The organism is Comamonas odontotermitis (genome assembly GCF_040396735.1).
In the GTDB taxonomy this organism is placed as follows: Bacteria; Pseudomonadota; Gammaproteobacteria; order Burkholderiales; family Burkholderiaceae_C; genus Comamonas; species Comamonas odontotermitis_C.
The window spans coordinates 1-20,125 of sequence record NZ_JBEBNZ010000015.1 but is presented as its reverse complement, the minus strand read 5'-3'; the positions used below and the strand labels follow the sequence as shown (position 1 = coordinate 20,125).

Annotated in this window: 14 protein-coding genes; 6 read left to right on the top strand and 8 right to left on the bottom strand. The window is 62.5% G+C overall.

The genetic code is table 11. The features are described from left to right. Positions 1 to 68: 68 nt before the first annotated feature. Both ACH2DG_RS13790 and ACH2DG_RS13785 read right to left on the bottom strand, forming a co-directional pair. Complete coding sequence (locus ACH2DG_RS13790) at positions 69 to 1,370, bottom strand: UDP-N-acetylglucosamine 1-carboxyvinyltransferase (protein ID WP_395026808.1); 1,302 nt, start codon at positions 1,368 to 1,370, stop codon at positions 69 to 71. A 200-nt stretch (positions 1,371 to 1,570) separates the two neighbouring features. Beyond that, positions 1,571 to 2,359 carry a MetQ/NlpA family ABC transporter substrate-binding protein gene (locus tag ACH2DG_RS13785; protein WP_395026807.1) on the bottom strand — a complete coding sequence of 263 codons (789 nt, stop codon included), beginning with the start codon at positions 2,357 to 2,359 and terminating at the stop codon, positions 1,571 to 1,573. 189 nt (positions 2,360 to 2,548) lie between these two features. On the opposite strand from ACH2DG_RS13785, the gene ACH2DG_RS13780 reads away from it, so the two are divergent. After that, entirely contained in the window at positions 2,549 to 2,815 is a 267-nt protein-coding gene (locus ACH2DG_RS13780) for a DUF3820 family protein (protein ID WP_395026806.1), read from the top strand. Between the two features lie 140 nt (positions 2,816 to 2,955). Here the strand turns inward: ACH2DG_RS13780 and ACH2DG_RS13775 are convergent, their stop codons facing one another. From ACH2DG_RS13775 to ACH2DG_RS13760, 4 genes are all read right to left on the bottom strand, one after another. Next, on the bottom strand, positions 2,956 to 3,441 hold the full coding sequence (locus ACH2DG_RS13775; protein WP_395026805.1) for an ABC transporter substrate-binding protein: 486 nt from the start codon (positions 3,439 to 3,441) through the stop codon (positions 2,956 to 2,958). Positions 3,442 to 3,770: 329 nt separating this feature from the next. Then, the gene (locus tag ACH2DG_RS13770; RefSeq protein WP_395026804.1) at positions 3,771 to 6,845 is read right to left on the bottom strand and encodes a beta strand repeat-containing protein; all 3,075 of its coding nucleotides are present in this window, start codon (positions 6,843 to 6,845) and stop codon (positions 3,771 to 3,773) included. A 133-nt stretch (positions 6,846 to 6,978) separates the two neighbouring features. Next, positions 6,979 to 8,352, bottom strand: a complete 1,374-nt coding sequence (locus tag ACH2DG_RS13765; protein ID WP_395026802.1) for a CsgG/HfaB family protein — start codon at positions 8,350 to 8,352, stop codon at positions 6,979 to 6,981. Between the two features lie 17 nt (positions 8,353 to 8,369). Next, a complete protein-coding gene (locus ACH2DG_RS13760) occupies positions 8,370 to 8,945 on the bottom strand; it encodes a hypothetical protein (protein ID WP_395026801.1) in 576 nt (191 codons plus the stop codon). A 377-nt stretch (positions 8,946 to 9,322) separates the two neighbouring features. On the opposite strand from ACH2DG_RS13760, the gene ACH2DG_RS13755 reads away from it, so the two are divergent. From ACH2DG_RS13755 to ACH2DG_RS13745, 3 genes are all read left to right on the top strand, one after another. Next, on the top strand, positions 9,323 to 9,979 hold the full coding sequence (locus tag ACH2DG_RS13755; protein ID WP_395026799.1) for a response regulator: 657 nt from the start codon (positions 9,323 to 9,325) through the stop codon (positions 9,977 to 9,979). Positions 9,980 to 10,035: 56 nt separating this feature from the next. Then, positions 10,036 to 11,598: an ABC transporter substrate-binding protein gene (locus ACH2DG_RS13750; protein ID WP_395026798.1), complete on the top strand. Its 1,563-nt coding sequence runs from the start codon at positions 10,036 to 10,038 to the stop codon at positions 11,596 to 11,598. Between the two features lie 232 nt (positions 11,599 to 11,830). Then, a complete protein-coding gene (locus ACH2DG_RS13745; protein WP_395026797.1) occupies positions 11,831 to 13,855 on the top strand; it encodes a hybrid sensor histidine kinase/response regulator in 2,025 nt (674 codons plus the stop codon). Here the strand turns inward: ACH2DG_RS13745 and serB are convergent. After that, a complete protein-coding gene (gene serB, locus ACH2DG_RS13740; RefSeq protein WP_395026795.1) occupies positions 13,812 to 14,519 on the bottom strand; it encodes a phosphoserine phosphatase SerB in 708 nt (235 codons plus the stop codon). The two genes, ACH2DG_RS13745 and serB, sit on opposite strands and share 44 nt — an antisense overlap. 205 nt (positions 14,520 to 14,724) lie before the next feature. After that, entirely contained in the window at positions 14,725 to 18,213 is a 3,489-nt protein-coding gene (gene mfd / locus ACH2DG_RS13735; protein ID WP_395026794.1) for a transcription-repair coupling factor, read from the bottom strand. A gap of 247 nt (positions 18,214 to 18,460) precedes the next feature. Between mfd and ACH2DG_RS13730 the strand changes: the two genes are divergently transcribed. Together ACH2DG_RS13730 and ispF are read left to right on the top strand one after the other, a co-directional pair. Continuing rightward, positions 18,461 to 19,354 carry a 2-C-methyl-D-erythritol 4-phosphate cytidylyltransferase gene (locus ACH2DG_RS13730; RefSeq protein ID WP_395026793.1) on the top strand — a complete coding sequence of 298 codons (894 nt, stop codon included), beginning with the start codon at positions 18,461 to 18,463 and terminating at the stop codon, positions 19,352 to 19,354. 119 nt (positions 19,355 to 19,473) lie between these two features. Beyond that, positions 19,474 to 19,962: a 2-C-methyl-D-erythritol 2,4-cyclodiphosphate synthase gene (ispF, locus tag ACH2DG_RS13725; protein WP_395026791.1), complete on the top strand. Its 489-nt coding sequence runs from the start codon at positions 19,474 to 19,476 to the stop codon at positions 19,960 to 19,962. Positions 19,963 to 20,125: the final 163 nt, after the last annotated feature.

Sequence of the window (20,125 nt, the reverse complement as noted above, 5' to 3'; positions counted from 1 at the left end):
GGGAGAGGGCAATAAAAAAGCGCTTGCCGCAGATGCAGTAGGCGCTTTTTGCTATCTAAAGTGTAGCTTTAGTTTTCGCCAGCCCATTCTACCTTGGCGCCCAGGCTCTGCAGGTTTTCAACAAAGCGGGGATGCGCGCGCTTGATGGGGGCGGCGTTGCGGATCTCGGAGCGGCCGGGGATGCTGGCGGCCACCATGAACAAGGCGATGGCCACGCGGATGATGTAGGGGCTCTCGACCACGGCGGGGCTCAGCGGGTTGCCGCCCAGGGTCACGATACGGTGCGGGTCGGACGAGAAGACGTGGGCGCCGAACTTGGACAGCTCGCCCGTCCAGCCCAGAGCACCGTCGTACACCTTGTTCCAGAACATGGCATTGCCTTCGGCGCGCACGCCCAGGGCGATGAAGATAGGCAGCAGGTCGACCGGGAAGTAGGGCCAGGGAGCGGCTTCAACCTTGGTGAGCACATTGCGGGTGAAGGGTGTTTCGACTTTGAGCGGGCCGGTGCGGATGGCGCGCGACCAGCCGTCCTTGTGTTCGATCTGCACGCCGAACTTGGCAAAGGTGCGGTCGATCAGCGGGAAGTTGTCGGGCGTGCGGTTGCGCACCTGCACGTCACCACCGGTGATGGCGCCCAGCGCCAGGAAGGTGGTGATTTCGTGAAAGTCTTCCTCGAAGTGGAAGTCTCCACCACCCAGCTTCTGCACGCCATGCACCGTCAGGCGCGAAGTGCCGATGCCTTCGATCTGCGCGCCCAGCATGGCCATGAAGCGGCAGAACTCCTGCACGTGCGGCTCGCAGGCCGCATTGGTCAGCACCGAAGTGCCCTGTGCCGTGGCTGCGCACAGCACGAAGTTCTCGGTGGTGGTGACGGATGCGTAATCCAGCCAGTGCTGGGTAGCGTGCAGTTTCTCGTCGGCACGCACGATCAGCGAGCCTTCGCCGTGCTCCACACGCCCGCCAAAACGGCGGAATACCTCGATATGCGGATCGATCTCGCGCACGCCCAGGGTGCAGCCCTTGACGTTGTCCTCCAGTCGCGCTACGCCAAAGCGGGCCAGCAGCGGCGGCACCAGCATGATGGACGAGCGCATCTCTTCGGGCAGGTGGTGCTTGCAGGCGTCGAAATGCGTGTCGCGGTGGTGCAGCTTCAGCTCACCCGTCTGGTAGTCCATCTCAACGCTGGAGCCGAGCTTCTCGAAGATATCGAGGATCTTGCGCACATCTGTGATGTCTGGCACGCCATGCAGGGCCAGCGGCTCGCTGGTCAGCAGGGTGGCGCATAGCACGGGCAGCACGGCGTTTTTGTTGGACGAGGGAATGATGCGGCCCTGCAAGGGTGTGCCGCCGTGCACGATGAGTTTGGACATACAGAGGGAGAAATCGCGGAATCGGGGTGCAATGGGGCTATCGCCCTTCGCAGACCCTGCATGTTACAGGAGCCACCAAGACAAAAGGCACTCTCAATGAGTGCCTTTTGTAATCAGCGGTCAATGCAAGCATTGTTAACGGCAGCTAAATCCTTGTCGGAATCATAGTTTTGTCGCCGCAAGCGGATGCTGGCGTCAGTTCAGTTGGCAGGAACGACGGCGCCCTTGTACTTTTCCAGGATGAATTTCTTCACATCTTCGCTGTGCAGGGCGCGGGTCAGCTTGGCAATGGTTTCGTCGTTGGCGCGATCGGCACGGGCGGCAATGATGTTGGTGTAGGGCGAATCCGAGCTTTCGATGAACAGGGCGTCCTTGGTCGGGTTCAGCTTGGCCTCAATGGCGTAGTTGGTATTGATCAGGGCCACATCCACGTCCGCCAGTGCGCGCGGCAGGAGGGGCGCTTCCAGTTCCTTGAACTTCAGCTTCTTGGAGTTCTTGGCAATGTCCAGCGGGGTCGAAGTGAGCTTGGTGGCGTCCTTGAGCTCGATCAGGCCATGCTTTTGCAGCAGCAGCAGGGCGCGGCCGCCATTGGAGGGGTCGTTGGGGATGGCAATGGTTGCCCCGTCCTTCAAGTCCTTGATATTTTTGATCTTGCTGGAGTAAGCACCAAAGGGCTCCACGTGCACCTTGCCATTGGGAACGGCCACGATGCTGCTCTTGCGATCCTTGTTGTAGCTGTCGAGGTAAGGCTGGTGCTGGAAGAAGTTGGCATCGAGCTGCTTGTCTTCGACGGCGGCATTGGGCTGCACATAGTCGCTGAACTCCTTGACCTGCAGGTCCACGCCCTCAGCCTTGAGCTTGGGTTTGACGAAATTCAGGATTTCGGCGTGCGGCACGGGCGTCGCAGCCACTTTCAGAACCACGTCGGCAGCGTGGGCAGACACGGCCAGAGCCGCGATGGCGAGAACGGAAAGCGTTTTTTTGAACATGGTGTTTTGCAATAGTAAAAAGACCAGCCCCGGCAACACATGAAGTCTTTCTTGATGGGACTGAACCAAGATGGGTGCCAAGTCTAGCGGCAAAAAAAGCCTCGTCCAAAGAATATAAAGAGATTTGGTTATAAGGATTAATGTCTTTATATGATATTGACGCAGTTTCGCTCCGCTATGCTTGCTGCCATGACTTCTGCCAATGCCTTAGGCCTCGATCCTGCACAGTTGCTGCGCCTGCTGACCACCGCCATGCCTTTTGGCAAGTACCAGGGCCGCGCGATTGCTGATTTGCCCGGCAACTATCTGAACTGGTTTGCCCGCGAAGGCTTTCCCAAGGGCGATCTGGGCAGGCTGCTGGCGCTGATGCATGAAATCGACCACAACGGCCTGGGCGAGCTGCTGCGGCCCTTGCGTGCCGCGCTGGCCGAGCAATTGCCGGAGCCAAAGCGTTGAGCGGTTGCTGGCAGCGCCTTGGAGGCTGACGCGCTGCGTGGGGGGGCGGGTCTTTTTCATCGCTCCATAACAAAAACAAAAGCCCGCATTGCGGGCTTTTGTTCTTGAACCATCAGGCTGCACGGCCTGAGCGGGCTTCTTTACTTGGCGGCAGCGCGTGCGGCTTCTGCCTTGGCTTTGGCTTCATCGGCCTTCTTCTGCAAGTCGGCTGCCTCGGCTTCTGCCTTCTTGGCTTCGGCTTGCTTGGCGGCGGCTTCTTCCTTGGCCTTGTCGCCACCCATGGCTCCGGCCATGGCACTGCCTGCCATGGTGCCTGCAACAGCACCCACGGCTGCGGCACCCATGGTGCCCATCATGCTGGGGCGGGCGGCTGCGGCAGGAGTGGCTGGCGTCGCTGCTGCTGCAGAATTGGTAGCGGCTGGCGTTTGTGCCGCGGGGGCAGGCGCTGCCTTGGTTGCTGTATTGGCAGCGGGCGTGGCTGCAGGCGCAGGCGCGGCCTTCTGCGTAGCTGCAGGGCGCGATTTGAAACCACCGCCCATGCGCTTGGCGTGGGCCAGCCCTGGCAGCACGAGGCCGGCAACGGTCAAAGCGATCACGCAGGCGGATGTACGAAACGAAGAATTCACAAGTGTCCCATTCAAGAAAAACAGCCAAGCAGATGACGGGCTGCAACAGCAGTGCCTTGCTGACTCTGGAGAGATAAGGGCAGCCACTGCGGATATCAAGCTGCGTTGCAAGCAGAAACAGTGGCCAGGAGGCTGCGCTTTGGTTATTCGTTCTGGGTAGCGCAAGCTGAAGTTGATTGTAGGGCATGGTGCTTCTGCGCTGCTTCGGATGCCGCGCAAAATCACCGGCTGTCCTGAGCAAGGCAGAGGCAAAAGAGCCCACCGGTGGTGGGCAAAAGGGCGGACGGCGAGGGACGATGCGTCCGCCCGGGCGGCAGTGAGGGTGCCGCTTATTTCACGCCCAGTGTCATGGACGACACCGCGTTGTTGCCCACGGCCACGGCGCTGATGCGGTTGCCGGAGATATTGTTGCCAGTCGACACGCCACCACTGCTGATATTTCCACCGGCGGTAGCGGTCACCGCACCGGTGTTGATCTGCGTCGAGGTCAGGTTGGTGCTGGCAGCCAATTGACCGGGCAGGGCGACAATGTTGATCTGGTTGACCGCATTGTTGCCATAGGCCGTGGCTGTGACCGTGTTGTTCAGCAGATTGGAGCCGCTGGCACCCCCACTCACCATGGGCTGGCCAGCGGGAGCGTTCAGCGCTGCAGTGGCGGTGATGGCGCCGTTGTTGGTCTGCGTGTTCAACAGGTTGGCACTGTTGCCGTTGAAGGCGGTGCCTGCCGCAGCGTTGATGCTGTTGAGCGCGGCATTGCCTGCTCCCAGCGCATCGACCGCGTTGCCAGAGACGGTGACGGCCCCGGTGTCCAGCGCGCCTTGCACGCCGATCGTCATGCTGGTGTTGGCGCTGACCTGGCCACCATTGGTCTGCAGGTTCGACAGAAGACTTGTCAGGCCTCCGGTGGCGGTGGTCGAGTCAAGAGCAATCACGTTGTTGGCGACGTTGGCACGCGCACTGGTGCTTGCCTGGTTGTCACTGACGGTAGTGGCCCCGCCGTTGCCTGCGCCCGCGCCGGTCAGCAGATTGGTGGCAACGGTGGCACTGGTATTGCCTGCGGCCTTCTGGTCGCTGCCCAGCAGCAGTTGCGACCCGTTCAGGCTGGTTCCGGCCTTCTGGCTGATCGTATTGATGGCCTGGTTCTGGCTGGCACTGGCGCTGGCACTGTTGTCCGAGACGATGGCTTCATGCCCGCCCGAGCGCAGGCCCGACACCCCGAAGTCCACGCGCACCAGCGAAGTGGCATTGCCCGCCTGCGCTTCCTGCACGTTGCCGACAACTGCACCGGTGCCCGGGCCGTTCATGCTGGTATCGCTTTTCAGCGTGACTGCATTGGCGGCCAGATTGATGTTGGCATCTGCATTGGCCTTGTTGTCCGACACAACACTTTGGCCTCCGGACAGCGACAGTCCGCTCACGCCCACCATCGTCATGGTTGGGCTTGGTGTGGGGGCTGGGCTGGTCTGGTTGAGGTTTGCGACCGTGGCACTGACGTTGCCTGAGAGGTGGATCTGTGAGTTGGCAATGAGCGCACCGGCATTGTCCAGGCTGGTGCCAGTGATGGCTGCCTGATTGCTGGCGGTCTGGCTGCTGGCGATGGCAGTCAGGTTGTTACCGCTCACCGTTTGCTGGTCACGGGTATAGATATTGATCGGCACGAGCCCCAGCGTGGTGCGGGCACTGCCAAGCTGCGCTACGTCCACGGTAGCGCTGGTATTGCCTGCGGTGTGTGTCTGGGTGCTGGCAATGGCAGCGGGAGTCATGTCGAGCGTGCCGCCTGTGATGGTGACGGCATTGCTTGCCTGGGTGCTTTGGGCGGTCGCCAGCAGGCTGTTTCCGGTTATCGTCTGGCTGCCGTCCTGAGAAAAGAGCGCCCGGCTGCCCAAGGTCGTCACTTCGGTGGTGGCCCAGACATTGCCGCTGAGGTGGGTTTGGACGCTGTTCACCGTGGCGCCGGTGTTGTCGATGCTGCCGCTTGCCTGCAGACTGGCGGTATTGGTGGCATCCGAGCCCTGGGCCGAAGTGGAGACCTTGTTGCCGGAAATGGTCTGGGTATCGCCGCTGGAGTTGCCAAGAGCCGATGGCGCCACCGAAGACCCCAGCTGCGTGACTTTGGCAAGGGCACTCACCCCTGTGCCGGTAAAGCTCTGGGCATTGCCCACACTCACCATGGCTGTGGGGCCGGCAGGGCCGGTGATGCTGCTGTCGGCCAGAACGGAAACACCTGTACTGCCGGAGTTGCCGCTGGCGCTGGCGCCCACGGTGTTGCCGTTGACGATGTACTGGTTGTCCGACGAGTTGGTGGCCAGATTGTTGACACCCAGCATGCCTACGTTGCTTTGTGCCTGGGTGCTGCCAGAGGCGCTTTGAATGGAGTTGGCATTTGCAGGCAGCGCGACGTCAAGCTGAACAGTGCCCGCATCCATCGCGATGTGGTTGCTTTGCTGATTGCCTTGTGCCGACGCGGTCGCCTGGTTTCCGCTGGTGTTGAAGCTGCTGCCTGATGGGCTGGGTGTTGGAGTGAAGATGGAAGGGGAACCCTGAATCACGGTGCCCAACGTATTCACGTTGCTGATGGCCTTGGTGGTACCGGTCTGTACCTGAATCACGCCACTCGAAAGCACGCCTGCGGCCGAGATGGTGAGATCTGCCGGCGAGGAGACGGCAATCCCGGTCTTGGATTGGTTGGCGGTGGCATCGGTATCTGCTGCGTTGCCTGAGACGTTGACGCTCAATCCTGTCCAACTGCCGCTGCGGGGCTGGATATTGGCGCCAAGCAGGTTGGTATTGTTGTTGGCCGAGATATCGCTTTGCACTGCCTGCACGGTACCCGCGATGGCCGGCGTGCCAAGCGTCAGCGTCGGGGCGCTGATGGCCATCGTGGCAACGTCGGAGTTGCCGGTGGCCTGTGACAGGACCTTGTTGCCACTGACATTGGCGGTAGAGCCGATGCGGTTGCCCGTATTGGCCAATGCATTGGCCGTGCCCGTAGTGTCGATGCCGACGGTGGTGTTGGTGGTATTGGCGGTCACAGCACCCGTGACTGCCTGGACTGCTGCCACCGTAGGATTGGTTGCTCCGGCCTGGCTCGTGATGGTGAGCGCTGCCGTGGCCCCGGATGCCAGTTGGTGCTCGTTGCCATGGGCGCTGGCGCCAATGCTGTTATCGCTGTTGTTGGTGGTGACGGGATCCAGGGTGCCGAGAACCAGACTTCCGCCACCAATGGCAGTGACCGGGCCGCCGCTGCTCTGCGTTGGCGTGGCGCTGATGACGGCTGGGGAGCCGGCGCTGATGATCTGCGCCTGCGCTCCTAAGGCAGCACTCAGCAGGGCCACGGCTGCGGCCAGGGGCGCCAGATGGTGCCGAGGAAGGCGGCGCGATGGGGATGTGGTGTGACGTGACATGGTGCTCTCCTTGGAAAAAATGGAGCGTGGCTGGGGAAGAACTCTTGAAAAAAGGGGTGAAATTGGCCTCAAGCGCTTTTGAATAGGGCGCCATCAGCCATGTTTCTGATACCTATCCACATGCTGTGAGGCCTCAGGGGGCTACCTGCAGTTTTGTCAGCAGCCGGTAGCCGGCACCATAGCGATGCACGGTGTTGTCGCCCGGTGATGGCCGCCAGGTGACGCGTATCTGATCTGGCGGTACGCCGTGCTGTGCCAGCAGGCCGCGAAAGGCCTGAATGCGCGCGTCAGTCAACTCGTCGCGGCGGGTGGGGTTCTGGTCGGCTTCGCGCTCGCGAGCGAGCAAGGCGATGCGCACGCCCTGACCGGCGCGCAGGCGTGTCGAGACGGTTTCAGCCGCAGTAGCCGATTGCTGTGCAATGCGGTTGGAGTTTTCCTCGAACACCACATCCAGCGCAGTGAGCGCAGCGGTTGTGCTTTCCTGCAGCGGCTCGGTGGCCACTGCGGCTTGCGGAGCAACTGCAGTGGGCTGGGCCGGAGCGGGAGCTGGAGGAGGCTCTTCCGGTACGGCGGCGGTGGCCTTCGCCTGCTCGGCAGTACCGGGTTTTTCCATGCAGGGTGCTGCCGGTGTCTGGGTGATGGTGCTGATGAGTTCGAGCACGCCTTGCTCCAGCGTGGTGCGCACGCCCAACTGCACGGGCTCCAGATCCTTGCTGCCGGCGTTGATGTCGAACAGGTTGCTGCCGAAGAAGCGGAAGATGCCGGCACCGATTTCCCGGCCCACGATCTGCTTTTGCAGGCTGACGGCGCGCACCACACGCAAGGTCCGGGTCTCGACAATGCGCAGGTCCGCACCCACATTCATGGTGAAGACCCGGTAGCGCGGACCGATTTGGTTGACCTGGGCCTCGATGCCGCCCGACTGGATGTTGTAGTTCACCTCGGTCAGGCCGCCGATGATGTAGTAGTCGGACTTGAGGATGGAGCCACCGTAGTACGGAAGCCAGGGCACGGCGCGCTGGCCCTTGTCGTCGGCAAGGGCATGCGAGTTGCCGTCTCCCAGTTGGCGCCGGTCGGTGTAGGCCAGCTCCAGCTCGGCCACGCGGGTGTCGAAGCGCTCCCGCACGTCGATCGCGCCGCCGAGCTTGCCCAGCGCCGAGTAGACCATCAATGCACCGCCCTGGGTGACGACATTGCCATCGCCCTGCGAGTACTTACCCGTGTAGTCCTTGATGTCGCCGACGGCCACGGACAGGGGGGCCCTTCCGCCCTGCTGCGCGACGATGCGGTGCGACATGCAGGCCAGTACGCCGTCGAGCGGGGTGCCGTTGTGGCGCGGTCCGGGGCCCTGCATGACAGCGGCTTCCCCTTCGGCCATCTGCACCTGCTGGTAGGTGGGCAGCGCGCAGCCGCCCAACAGCAAGGCGGACGCCAGGGTGGACAGAGGCAGGACTTTGCTGCGCCCCGCCTGCAGTGCGGGACCTGTGTGCTTGGTGAGTGTGAGCATGGTGTCCTCCGCCGCGCTTAGTTGATGGCACCGCTGGAGCTGAACTGGCAGGCGGAGCTGCCGTTCACGTTCGTGGTCTGGTTGCCGCTGTTGTTCTGCGCGACCTGCATGTCCTGCTGGCCGTTGGAGCGATCGCTGTTGATGGGTGCCGTGGTGGTGGTCGAAGGGCTGCCCTGTACGCCGCTGGTGATGGGCCCCGAGTTGCTCTGGTTGTTGTTGGAAACCCCGCCGCGGCCAAGGTTGTCGCGGCTCTCGCTGGAGCTGCCGGTGCTGCTGGCACTGGTGCCCGACGAAGCATTGGTCACTGGCGAGGCCACGTTGTTGGCCTGGTCGGCAGCGCTGCTGTTGCCAGCCGAGGTGGGCTGGAAGTTGCAGTTGACCTGCCGCTCGATGTTGGTGATGTAGGTGCTTTTGAAGGCGTCGTAGTAGCCGCCTTTTTTCTTTTCTACCAGGTCATTGACCAAGGCACGGTTGGCACGGTCGGCACTGGTCTGGAACTGCCATGGCACGGATTCTCCGAGCCAGCCCTGTGCATGGACCTGGGCGGTTGCCGTCAGCAAGCCAACGGCCAGATAGGTGGTGGTTTTTTTCATGTCGTCCTCGCATTGGTGGATCCGCCTGCTGCAAGCCAGACGGATGGAAGTGCGAGTGCATTGACCGCATCGCAGCAATGCCTTCGCATGGCTGCATCGTCATTTTTTGGTGAACAATCGTAAATAGTTAAGATGTACTAGGTCACGGCGAGAAAAATCGGTTAGGCCGCATGGAATCAATGGTTCAATTTGATTGCTTTTTATATATTTATCAATTGCTTGTTAATTTTTATAGTTGCTCGAATTGATGGCGAAAACATTGCCCGATGGGAATTAGTACAAATGAACTATTGGTTACGGATTGGTTTGGATGTAAGGTAACGACATGTATGCGTTTGCGCCAAAAAATTATCAAAAGAGAAAGACGAGGGGTGAACATGACGCTTCCATTGCCATCGGTTGTGCTGGTTGATGACCACCCCATGTTCCGCAAGGGGCTGCGGATGATGCTGTCCACCAGCGACATGGTGCAGGCCCATATCCATGAGGCGAGTTCCGTGGAGGAAGCGGTCGCACTGCAGTGCTGGGCAGATCTGGTATTGCTGGATATCAGCATGCCCGGCTGCGATGGACTGGCCGGCATTGACCACGTGCGCAAGCGCTGGCCGCGTGCCTTCGTGGTGATGCTCTCCGGCCATGACCATCCGGAGCTGATGAAGGACGCAGTGCGCCAGGGCGCATCGGGCTTCATGTCCAAATCAATGCAACCCGATGCCATATGCGCCCAGGTACAGCACTGGCTGCGCAGGAGCCCGGGGATGGAGCCGGTCAGCCGCAGCAAACCCGTGAACCTCTGTACCGTGCCACCGCTGGCGCACGGGGAGAGCGAACTACCGGTGCGCCAGTACGAAGTGCTCAAGATGCTGGCCAAGGGCTACAGCAACAAGGCGATCGCCAGGCAGTTTGGCCTGAGCGAGCACACCATCCGCAACCAGGTGGCATCGGTGCTGAAGCATTTTGGCGCTGAAACCCGTACCCAGGCCGTGTTGAACGCGCAGCGCAGTGGCGTTCTGCCGGCCATGCCGATCAAGTAGACACAAGCGCCAGCCCATGCAGCAGGGGGGCGAGCGATGGGCAGGAGGAATGCAGTATGGCGGAGCAAGGCACTGGAGTTGAGCGCAGACACCCGGCAGGATGCTTGGGCCAGGGGCCTGTCAGCCTGTTGCGACAGCAATGGCAGCAATGGCGGCCATGGTTGTTGGGGCTGGTGTGCTGGCTGGGGCTGCTGCCTGCCTGGGCAGGCTCGGACAGTCTGCGCATCGGCATCCAGCTGGAGCCTCCGTCGCTGGACATCACCACGACCAGCGCAGGGACGGCCAGCGAAATCACCTATGCCAACGTCTACGAAGGCCTGACCTTCATCGACGGGGAAGGCCAGGTGCGTCCTCGGCTGGCAACGCAGTGGCAGGTCAGCAAGGATGGGAAGACGGTCGACTTCGAGCTGCGCAAGCAAGTGTTCTACCACGACGGCAAACCATTCAATGCAGATACTGCAGTCTTCAGCCTGCAGCGCATGATGAAGATGAAAGGCATGAATGCCTACCTCGAGTGGTTCGACAAGGTCGCGTCGGTCGAGGCGGTGGATGAACAGAGGCTGCGCATTCACCTGACCGCGCCCGACAGCCTGCTGCCCTATGCGCTGGCGCTGCCGGGCGCCGTCATGGTGCATCCCGATACGGCCGACACCAATGCCACACGACCGGTGGGCACAGGGCCCTACAGGGTGCAGCCGTGGAAGCGCGGCCATTCGGTGAGCCTGGTGCGCAATGATTCCTGGTGGAACTCCCAGAAACCGCAGATACGCGAGGCGCAGTTCCTTTTCATGACCACTTCGTTCGAGACGGAGAGCATGCTTGCTGAAGGGCGCATTGATGTGCTGAGCAGCGTGACGCGGCTGACCGGCGCCTTCGCGGGGCGGTCCGACTACGTGATGACTTCGCGCGGCGTCGAGGGCAAGCAGATCGTGGCGCTGAACAATGCCCGTGCGCCGCTCAATGACGTCCGCGTACGTCGGGCACTGAGCCATGCCATCGACCGCCGTGAATACCATGGCATCTATGGGCCGCTGATCCAGGCCGTGCCCATCGGCTCGCATTTCTCGCCATTTCACCCTGCGTACGTGAACCTGGTGAACCGCTACCCCTATGACGTGGAGCGCGCCAAGGCATTGCTGCGTGAAGCCGGAGTCGCGCCGGGTACGGTGTTGAAGCTGGCCTTGCCGCCCACGGACTATGGGCGCTATGGCAGCCTGATCGTGGCCCGGCAGATGGAGGCCATCGGCATCCAGGTCGAAATCGTGACCATGGACTGGCCGACCTGGCTGGACAAGGTCTTCAAGCAAAAGGACTATGACATGACCGTCATCATGCACGTCGAGCCCATGGACCTGAACATCTACGCCCGCAGCGGCTACTACTTCAACTATGACAACCGCGCCTTCAAGAAAATCTGGGAGAAGGTCCGCGCCGCGCGCAGCGACGCTGAACGCAACGAACAGCTGGGGCAGGCACAGCGCCAGATCACCGAGGATGCGGTCAACCTCTTCATCCAGTTGCGGCCCGAGCGAAATTTCATCCGTCGCGAACTGACAGGCATGTGGGAGCACTGCCCGGTCCCCGTCTTTGCGATAGAGAACCTGCGTTGGCAGAACTGAGTGAAGCCATGCAGCCCTTGCAAGCGCTTTCAATAGGAGAGCGATGGAGCGATTGGTGCCCATGGGTATCGGAGGGGAAGGGTTTCAATGCAACCCAATGAACAGAAGCGCGAATCACCATGTTTTTAAAATCTCCGCAGCCAGGTCGTGAAGGCGGGCGTTGCCAGGCGGGGCTTTCGGGCCGCTGCGCGCAGGCATGTCTTACCTGCCAGGTGTTCATGGGTGCACACGCATGTCCCGCTCCTTGAAGCTTGCCAGGCCTTCGGTCACTGCCAGGCTGCTGATCATCCTGACGGTGGTGGCGCTGGGCATTGCCCTGGTCTTTGTATTTGCGATCCGGGGGCTCAAGCGGACTGACCACGAAGTGCGGCGCCTGGCGAACGTCGAGATGGAACAACTGGTTGCCAGCACCCGGCTGATGCAGCAAAGCGAGATGGTGGCAAGCTATGCGCGCCTGGTGGGGCAGAGCAACAGCCAGAGCGAACGGCGCCTGAACATGATGGAGTTGACTGACCGCATGCTGTGGCTGGACAAGCTGGTGACCGAACTGGTGGCCAGTGGCGATCTGCGCGATCTGGGGCCGCAACTGGTCACCGCGCGCGAGGCGCTTCGGGTGAAGGTGGGCCAATTGAGCGGGGCGGTGTTCGAGCCTTCGGTCAATGGGGAGGCAGCGATGCAGACCGACGCGCTGGTGGCGGGAAGCCAGGCGCTCGCCACCAAGCTCTCCTTGCTGGCCAGCCATGTGGCAGCAGACCTGCGCCGCGAACTCAATGAGCGAGGGCGCCAGCTCTCGAGCGACGTGGCCAACCAGCAGGAGCGCCTCAACTGGCTGGTGACGGCGTTGATTCTGATCGTGATCGCCGCCGGCATCTATATGGATGCCTCGGTGTCGCGGCGGATTGTCAGCCTGCAGCGCGAAGTGCGCGATGACGAGTTCGGCGGAATCCACGCCGCGCCCGATCTGCATGGCGATGAGATTGATCAGCTGGCGCATGCCATTGCATCGTACAAAAAACACCTGAGCGACCATGCCCGCCATGCGCAGAATGCGGTGCACGACAAGAACCGCGTCCTTGCCGGCGTGAGCCATGACCTGCGCCAGCCCGTGCAGGCACTCAACCTGTTTCTGGAAACCCTGCGCGGCTCAGGCCTGACGCCACCGCAGGCGAGCGTGCTGGAGCACGCGCGCGCGGCCAGCGCCGCAAGCCGCGAGATGCTCGATACGCTGATGGACTACTCGCGCATCGAAGCCGGTGTGCTGGACGCCAAGCTCCAGCCGGTGGCCATTGCCGGCATTCTGCGCCGCCTGGAGAAGGAGTTTGGCCCGCAGGCCGATGCAGCGGGCCTGCTTTTCCGGGTGCGGGACAGCGAGGACTGGGTCTACACCGACCAGTCGCTGCTTTTCATGCTGCTGCGCAATCTGGTCTCCAACGCGCTGCGCTATACCGACCAGGGTGGCGTGCTGCTGGCAGTGCGCAAGCGCGGCCTGCAGCGCTGCATTGAAGTGTGGGATACAGGCCTGGGAATCGCGCCCGCCCACCATGAACTGATCTTTCAGGAATTCCGCCAGGTCGGTGAAGACCATGGGCCCGGTGGAAAAGGGCTCGGCCTGGGGCTGGCCATCGTGCGGGAACTGGCAGACATTCTGAACGTGCAGGTGACGCTGTCTTCGCAGCTTGGCAAGGGCTCGGTATTCCGCGTCGCCTTGGTGGCCGAGGCCGCGCCTGCAGGCGGCTATGGCTTGGTGTCGGGCCTGTGGGAAGATGCCGACGATGCGGGGTATGAGCCGCTTGCGGGCATGAAGGTGCTGGTAGTGGACGACGAGCCTTTGGTGCGCATTGGCCTGTCAAGCATGCTGGAGCAGTGGCAGTGCGAAGTGGCGAGTGCGGCAACCGTTGGCCAGGTACAGCGCCTGCTGCGGCGTGCGCAGGACAGCGCAAGCCGCCCGTTCGATGTGGTGCTGACCGACCTGCGGCTGTCAAAAACCGAAGACGGCAGCATGGTGGTGATGGCGATGCGCGAAGCGATTGCCCATTACCCGCCATGGCAGACGCACCTGCCGCACTACATCATCCTGACGGGCGATACAGCGCCGGGGCGGTTGCAGTTGGCCAATACCATGGGCGCCACCCTGATGCACAAGCCCATCGACCCGCGCCAGCTGCATGACCTGCTCAGCCGCGAGCTGGGCCTGCGGCTGGACATGGAAGAGTTTATGGAAACACTTCCAGCAATCGATCCAGACCGCCCTGATTGATGGCCACCTTGGCCTCGGCACGTACGCGGGGCTTGGCATGGTAGGCCACGGACAGGCCCACCTCGCGCATCATCGGCAGGTCGTTGCTGCCATCGCCAACGGCAATCACCTGGGCAGGTGCAATGCCCATCAGCGATGCCAGGCCCAGCACCGTGCGGCGCTTTTCCTCGCCGTCGCAGATGTCGCCCCAGCTTTGCTCCACCAGGCCTCCGGTGAGCTTGCCATCCTGCACTTCAAAGATGTTGGCGCGCACAAAATCAATGCCCAGCTGGGCTTTGACATGGTCTGCAAAGAAGGTGAAGCCGCCCGATACCAGCAGCACCTTGAGGCCTGCTGCATGGGCAGCGTCGATCAAGGTCTTGGCGCCTGGGGTCAGCTGCAGGCGCTCCTGCAGCACGCGCTCGATGTCGGCAATCGGCACGCCCTTGAGGAGAGCCATGCGCTGGCGCAGGCTTTCCTTGTAATCGGTAATCTCGCCGCGCATCGCCGCTTCGGTGATGGCTGCCACCTCGGCCTTCTTGCCGGTGATGTCGGCAATCTCGTCGATGCACTCGATGGTGATCAGGGTTGAATCCATGTCGAACGCGATCAGCTTGTAATCAGCCAGCTTGTGGAAGGGAAGCGTGCCTTTGATTTCGATGGCGGGCGGGGGCGTGGCGGTCATGGGTGTGGATGTTTTTCGTGGAGGGGCCGCTGCTTGGGCGCTGCGGGCGTCTGGCGCTGATTCTACCCAGAGGCGCTGTCCGTGGCGCGGTACGAGGATCGATGCCACCGGGGCAGGCTTGGGAGGAATTTGCTATGAATAAAAGAGTGCTGATGACCAATGGACGGGCGCCAGCGGTCATATTGCTATATTTTCTGTGCCAACTCTACGCCGTTGCACCTTCGGTCCTGGGGGTGTTTGCCAGCGGCTTGCCAAGGCTGCGCACCACATCGCGCACCATCTGCACGCGGTCCTTCACCTCGGGCAGGGCGCGTTCGATGCGCAGTTTGTCGTTGCCAGCCAGCTTGATGGCCTTGTTCTTCTGGATCAGGCCGATGATGGTCATCGGGTCGATGGGCGGGTTGGGGTGGAAGCTGATGCTGATCACACCCGGCGCCGCGTCGACCTTCTGCACGCCAAACGGCTCGCACAGCACCCGCAGGCGGTGAACGTCGATGAGGGTCTGCGCCTGCGCTGGCAGCTTGCCGAAGCGGTCGACGATTTCCTCGAGCAGGCCGTCGATCTGGTCGGCCGTCTTGGCGGTTGCCAGCTTCTTGTAGAACGACAGGCGCAGGTGCACATCGCCGCAATAGTCGTTGGGCAGCAGGGCCGGGGCGTGCAGGTTGATGTCGGTGGTGGCGGCCATCGGCGAGAGCAAGTCCGGCTCCTTGCCGTTTTTCAGGCTGCGCACGGCTTCGGACAGCATCTCGTTGTACAGCTGGTAGCCGATCTCCATCATGTTGCCGCTCTGGTTGTCGCCCAGCACCTCGCCCGCGCCCCGGATTTCCAGGTCGTGCATGGCGAGGTAGAAGCCGCTGCCCAGCTCTTCCATCTGCTGGATGGCTTCGAGCCGCTGCGCCGCCTGCTTGGTCAGGCCTTCCATGTCGGGCACCATCAGGTAGGCGTAGGCCTGGTGGTAGCTGCGGCCTACGCGGCCACGCAACTGGTGCAACTGGGCCAGGCCAAACTTGTCGGCGCGGCTGATGATGATGGTGTTGGCGCTGGGCACGTCGATGCCGGTCTCGATGATGGTCGAGCACAGCAGGATGTTGTAGCGCTGGGCCACGAAGTCGCGCATCACGCGTTCGAGCTCGCGCTCGGGCATCTGGCCGTGGGCCACGGCAATGCGTGCCTCGGGCAGAATTTCTTCCAGCTTCTGGCGCCGGTTCTCGATGGTCTCGACCTCGTTGTGCAGAAAGTAGACCTGGCCGCCGCGCTTCAATTCGCGCAGCACGGCTTCGCGGATGACACCGGTGCCTTCGTTGCGCACAAAGGTCTTGATGGCCAGGCGCCGCTGCGGCGCCGTGGCAATGACGGACAGATCGCGCAGCCCGTCGAGCGCCATGCCCATGGTGCGCGGAATGGGGGTGGCGGTCAGCGTGAGCACGTCCACCTCGGCGCGCATGGCCTTCATGGCTTCCTTGTGGCGCACGCCGAAACGATGCTCTTCGTCGATGATGAGCAGGCCCAGGTTCTTGAACCGGGTCTTCTCCGACAGGAGCTTGTGCGTACCCACCACGATGTCGACCGTGCCGTCATCCAGCCCCTTGATGGTGGCATTGACTTCCTTGCCCGAGCGGAAGCGCGACACCAGCGCCACCTTGATCGGCCACTTGGAAAAGCGGTCTACCAGCGTCTGGTAGTGCTGCTCGGCCAGCAAGGTGGTGGGCGCCAGCAGTGCCACCTGCTTGCCGCCGGTCACTGCGACAAAGGCTGCGCGCAGCGCGACTTCGGTCTTGCCAAAGCCCACGTCGCCGCACACCAGGCGATCCATGGGGCGGGGCGAGATCATGTCCTGAATCACCGCGTGGATGGCCGCGCGCTGGTCGGCCGTTTCGTCAAAGCCGAAGTCGTTGGCGAACTGCTCATAATCCTGCGGGCTGTAGCGGAAGGCGTGGCCCTCGCGCGCGGCGCGGCGGGCGTAGATGTTGAGCAGCTCGGCGGCTGTGTCGCGCACCTGCTCTGCGGCCTTGCGCCGGGCTTTTTCCCACTGGCCGCTGCCCAGCTTGTGCAGCGGCGCTTCGTCTGCCGATACGCCGGTATAGCGGCTGATCTGCGCGAGCTGGCTTACCGGTACATACAGCACCGCCTTGTCGGCGTACTCGAGGTGCAGAAACTCCTGCAGCGCGGGCGAGCCATCGGGGTTCTTCTGGCCCACATCCATGTTGATGAGGCCATGGTAGCGGCCAATGCCGTGCTGGGCATGAACCACCGGGTCGCCCACTTTCAGCTCCGACAGGTCCTTGATCAGCGCCTCGACATCGCTGGCCTGCTCCTGCCTGCGGCGGCGGCGCGCACTGCCGGTGGCGGCGAACAGTTCGGTCTCGGTGACAAAGTCAATCCCTTGCTCGGCCCAGCGAAAGCCCTTGGCAAGCGCAGCAGTGGCGATGCCGACCTTCTCGTCCGTGGTCTGCTGGAACTCGGCCAGCGAATCAAAGGCCGGCGGGTTCAGGCCGCTTGCGCGGAAGAAATCGAGCAGGCTCTCGCGCCTGCCATCGCTTTCCGCCAGCAGCAGCGTGCGCGCCTTGCCGGATGCAATGTGCCGCTGCAGTTTGGCAAGCGGGTCTTCGGCGCCGCGCACCACGGCCAGGTCTTCCAGTTTCTGGAAAACGGCTGCGTCCTCCACGTCCTCCACTTGCGGGCGCAGCGCAAACTGGGCCGTTTCCCTGGCGGTGGTGTAGAACTGGTCTGCGGTCAGGAACAGGGTTTCAGGCGGCAGCGCAGGGCGCTCGGGGTCACCCTGCACCAGCCGGTAGCGGTCCTTGGTGTCTTGCCAGAAGCGCTGGAATGCGGGTTCCAGATCGCCATGCAGCACCAGGGTGGCGTGTGCCCCCAGGTAGTCAAACACGGTGGCGGTGCTGTCAAAGAACAGCGGCAGGTAGTATTCGATGCCGGCCGTGGCCACGCCGTTGCCCATGTCCTTGTAGATGCGGCTCTTGGTCGGGTCGCCTTCCAGCAGCTCCCGCCAGCGGTTGCGAAAGCGCGCACGCGCCTCGTCATCCATGGGGAACTCGCGCCCAGGCAGCAGGCGCACGTCCTTGACGGGGTACAGGCTGCGTTGCGTATCGGGGTCGAAAGTGCGGATGGAGTCGATCTCGTCGTCAAACAGATCGACCCGGTAGGGCACGAGCGAGCCCATGGGGAACAGATCGATCAGCCCGCCCCGCACGGAGTATTCGCCATGGCTGACCACCTGCGACACATGGTTGTAGCCCGCCAGCGTGAGCTGCGCCTTGAGCTTGGCCTCGTCGAGCTTCTGCCCAGCCTGGAAGGCAAAGGTATAGCTTGCCAGAAAGGACGGCGGCGCCAGGCGGTACAGGGCCGTGGTGGCGGGGATCAGCACCACGTCCGCCTCGCCCTGGCTGATGCGCCACAGCGTGGCCAGGCGTTCGCTGATCAGATCCTGGTGCGGCGAGAAGGTGTCGTACGGCAGCGTTTCCCAATCCGGGAAAAGAGCGGTGCGCAGCTCGGGCGCAAAAAAGGCCATCTCGTCCTGCAGACGATGCGCATCGCTCGCATCGGCCGTGACGATGGCGGTGACACGCTTGCCCGAGGCTTCGCGCTCGGCCAGGCGCGCCAGCAGCAATGCGTCGGCGCTGCCGGGCGGCATCGGGGACTGGAAGCGTTTGCCGGCGGTGAGTTTGGGGAGATCCATGGTATCAACAACCCATCTTGGCGAATGGGCTACCTTCACAACAGCTGAGCCCGCTGGTAGCGGGCTAGCAGCGGGAAGCAGAACAACAAAAGCACGGAAAGCCCAAGGGGGCCTCTGCAAACCTCGCTGCCATGGCCTGAGCGTGGTCTTGGGCGATCCGCGTCCATTCCATCCGGCGAGGGTTCTGCAGAGCCTTCCCAGGCTCCGTGCGTCAAATCAAAAGTCCGGACCATTCTAAAATAGACGCATGAACCAGTCTGTCCGCAATGATTTGATCCCTGTGGTGCCCGCTGCCGCACCTGCAGCGATTCCCCAGCCAGCGCCATTGCCCGCAGACACGGGTGCGGCCACGCAGACGCTGGACGAGGCAAGCCGCGACGTGATTGCCCGGTACTGGGCTTTTCTGCCCTGCGCCGGTGTGGGCGCGCGTGCGGTGGATGCCACGCGTCCGGCCCATGTACCCAAGCAATACCAGAAGGTGGCGGGTTGGCCGCTGGTGTTGCACACCCTGGCTGCCTTCATGGCGGTCAAGCCGCTCGCTGGCGTGCTGGTGGGGGTGAGCAGCGGTGATGACTTTCTGCAGCGCTACGCGCACGCTGGCTTTGCGATCAGCCCCTGTGGAGGCCCCACGCGTGCCGATACGGTGGCAGGTGGCCTGCGCAGCCTGCTCGATCAAGGCGCGCAGCGCCACGATTGGGTTTTGGTACACGATGCGGCGCGTTGCCTCATCAAGCCCGGTCAGATCGAGCAGCTGATGCAGGAATGTGCAAGCGATGCCGTGGGCGGCTTGCTGGCCCTGCCGCTGCCCGACACGCTCAAAGCCGCAAAGATTGACGCGCATGGCCAAAGCCGTGTCAGCACGACCTTGCCGCGTGTCGACAAGTGGCTGGCGCAGACGCCGCAGATGTTCCGGATTGGCACCTTGCTGGATGCCTTGGCGCAATGCCAGGATGTGACGGACGAGGCAAGCGCCATTGAAGCCGCCGGCCTGCACCCGCGCCTGGTGGCGGGCAGCAGCTTTAACTTCAAGATCACGTATCCAGACGATTTTGCCCTGGCCGAGGCCTTGCTCACGCAGCGCATGGCTGCAGGAGAGAGCCAGATTGCTGTCATTTTTGGCAGCGCGGCGCGCGATGGATAAGGGCCGATTGCCGAGGTGCCTATGGCGCGCTGCAGGCAATGAGGCCCTCAAAAGCAAGCCCCGCATGGGATGGGCATGCATGGAATATTTAACTGAAACTTGAATGAAAAAGGTACGTGATGTTGGCAATGCGGATTGGTGAAGGCTGGGATATTCATGCGCTGGTGCCAGGGCGCGATCTGGTGCTGGGAGGCGTCACCATTCCACATACGGCGGGCTTGCTGGGGCATTCGGATGCCGATGCCTTGCTGCATGCGATTACCGATGCGCTGGTGGGCGCTGCGGGCCTGGGTGATATCGGCACGCACTTTCCGGACACGGATGAACGCTTTCGCGGCGCCAATTCGGCCGTATTGCTGACCGAGGCCATGCGCCGCGTGGCAGAGCAGGGCTGGGTGGTGAACAACGTCGATAGCACGGTGATTGCGCAAGCCCCCAAGCTGGCGCCACACATTCCCGCCATGCGTGCCAGCATCGCCAGGGCCTTGGGTATCGACGAGGCCCAGGTCAACGTCAAAGCCAAGACTGCAGAGAAAATGGGGCCGGTGGGGCAGGGCGCCGCCATGGAAGCGCGTGCCGTGGTGCTGCTGGTGCGCGCGGGGGCGTAGGGCTTTGGTGGCAGGAGGCGCTTTCCGGAAAGGCCCTGGCGGCTTGCGGATCAGGTTTGGCGGCAACTGATCCTATTGTGGGAAGCGGGGCACTTCCTTGAATGTTCCGCTCAAGCCTCGCCGCCCTCATGCCGGGCCATGAACTGCGCGCCCGTCAGGGTGC

What these genes read in the sequence shown, in the direction of transcription:
- ACH2DG_RS13790 (WP_395026808.1), bottom strand. Translation starts at nt 1,370, where the DNA reads ATGTCCAAACTCATCGTGCACGGCGGCACACCCTTGCAGGGCCGCATC.
- ACH2DG_RS13785 (WP_395026807.1), bottom strand. Translation starts at nt 2,359, where the DNA reads ATGTTCAAAAAAACGCTTTCCGTTCTCGCCATCGCGGCTCTGGCCGTG.
- ACH2DG_RS13780 (WP_395026806.1), top strand. Translation starts at nt 2,549, where the DNA reads ATGACTTCTGCCAATGCCTTAGGCCTCGATCCTGCACAGTTGCTGCGC.
- ACH2DG_RS13770 (WP_395026804.1), bottom strand. Translation starts at nt 6,845, where the DNA reads ATGTCACGTCACACCACATCCCCATCGCGCCGCCTTCCTCGGCACCAT.
- ACH2DG_RS13765 (WP_395026802.1), bottom strand. Translation starts at nt 8,352, where the DNA reads ATGCTCACACTCACCAAGCACACAGGTCCCGCACTGCAGGCGGGGCGC.
- ACH2DG_RS13760 (WP_395026801.1), bottom strand. Translation starts at nt 8,945, where the DNA reads ATGAAAAAAACCACCACCTATCTGGCCGTTGGCTTGCTGACGGCAACC.
- ACH2DG_RS13755 (WP_395026799.1), top strand. Translation starts at nt 9,323, where the DNA reads ATGACGCTTCCATTGCCATCGGTTGTGCTGGTTGATGACCACCCCATG.
- ACH2DG_RS13750 (WP_395026798.1), top strand. Translation starts at nt 10,036, where the DNA reads ATGGCGGAGCAAGGCACTGGAGTTGAGCGCAGACACCCGGCAGGATGC.
- ACH2DG_RS13745 (WP_395026797.1), top strand. Translation starts at nt 11,831, where the DNA reads ATGTCCCGCTCCTTGAAGCTTGCCAGGCCTTCGGTCACTGCCAGGCTG.
- serB (WP_395026795.1), bottom strand. Translation starts at nt 14,519, where the DNA reads ATGACCGCCACGCCCCCGCCCGCCATCGAAATCAAAGGCACGCTTCCC.
- mfd (WP_395026794.1), bottom strand. Translation starts at nt 18,213, where the DNA reads ATGGATCTCCCCAAACTCACCGCCGGCAAACGCTTCCAGTCCCCGATG.
- ACH2DG_RS13730 (WP_395026793.1), top strand. Translation starts at nt 18,461, where the DNA reads ATGAACCAGTCTGTCCGCAATGATTTGATCCCTGTGGTGCCCGCTGCC.
- ispF (WP_395026791.1), top strand. Translation starts at nt 19,474, where the DNA reads ATGTTGGCAATGCGGATTGGTGAAGGCTGGGATATTCATGCGCTGGTG.